Source organism: uncultured Agitococcus sp. (genome assembly GCF_937920075.1).
In the GTDB taxonomy this organism is placed as follows: domain Bacteria; phylum Pseudomonadota; class Gammaproteobacteria; order Pseudomonadales; family Moraxellaceae; genus Agitococcus.
Genome location: NZ_CALETI010000499.1, coordinates 1 through 1,369 on the forward strand (window position 1 = coordinate 1; position 1,369 = coordinate 1,369).

Sequence of the window (1,369 nt, forward strand, 5' to 3'; positions counted from 1 at the left end):
CTGCTAACAATGCTTGATCGACCATTGCCGCAGGTGTTTCGCTGCAAATCATAATTTTATCATATTGATTAACATCAACATTATAAGAAAAATTAGCAATGCCCAAGCCATAATTATCACTAAAGGCACGAGCTATTTTAATGGCATGACCCACAGCAATCGGTGAGCGTGTGGTTGAAGCAAAATACACCTCTGCACCCTGTTGTTCTAAATGCTCAGCTAATAAAAATGATCGCCAAACATATTCACTTGTGCCTAACACTAATATTTTTTCACCGTTATCTACTGACACTTTATCATTTAAAGTAGCTTGATGCTGAATTACTCCCAAACGTCCCCAATCTAAAGCTAAATTGGGTTGCCACGCGCCTTGAGCGACTGAATCGACTTTCGGCATTTCGGGTAATGGCGCATTAAGATCAGCTTGCCATTGATAACTACCTGACAATAAGGAAATAGTTTGGGCTTTTTTGCCTAACTTTGCTTGCACCGCATCACCCGACCAATCAGTTAAAGTCGCAGCAATAATACGCTCAATCTGTTGCAAACCTGCGTCTTGTAAAGCTTGTGCCAAATTAATAAAGGTTTTACCTGTTGAGGCTTCGTCATCGACAATAATTAACGTTTTGCTGGCTAATAGTTGTTGTTTTAAGGCTTCATCAACGGGCCAATGCAATAAATGAGAACTGGCATGACTATGCTCTTCTTCAAAACGCGCAAACAATGGTGTTCCCAAGCTGTGACGGGTGCTCATCCAATACATGGCGTTTGGGTAGCGTTGTTGTAAAGCGCGATGCACACCCGCACCTAAACCCACCGCCGTTTCAGCCATACCAATCACCAAGACAGGTTCAGGTAAATGATCAGGAATTTGTGCTGCTAATTGATTAAAAGCCTGTGCCATCACTGAAGGTTTAACAGGAATATGTCGGCCTAAAACTTTAGAGACAAACAAAAACGCCCGTTTAGGATTACGTCGCTCAGCAAAATCAAATAATTGCTCAGGCGGAATACTCGTTTGTTCAACGCTGACGTTTAATGTGCCACGTTGCAGATTAACGATAAAAGAAGAAGTCATAACAAACAACATTAGAAGAAATTGGAAGAAAGGCGTGTGATGGCTACCAAATGGTTTTGACTAAACCGCAGCCTTGTAAATTTAAATCTGCTGTGACTAAATCTGCTTGTAAAAATTTAGCGGTGGCCACAATTAAGCGGTCGGCAGGGTCATTATTAATTTCGCTACCAAAGTTAATTGATTGCTCGGCAATACTTGCGGTCATTCTTTGCAATTGATAACTTCTTGCTTGGATGGCTAAGTCAATAAAATGGGCCGCAGACACTGGCAAGCTTAAACGTCCTCGTTTGA

General features: G+C 41.6%; 1 protein-coding gene and 1 pseudogene. Both read right to left on the reverse strand.

Annotated elements, in window-relative coordinates:
- On the reverse strand, positions 1-1,078 hold a 1,078-nt coding region (locus Q0212_RS16665; protein WP_297927618.1), incomplete at its 3' end, for a phosphoribosyltransferase domain-containing protein.
- 43 nt (positions 1,079-1,121) lie between these two features.
- A pseudogene (locus Q0212_RS16670) lies at positions 1,122-1,369 on the reverse strand (hypothetical protein); the annotation flags it as partial.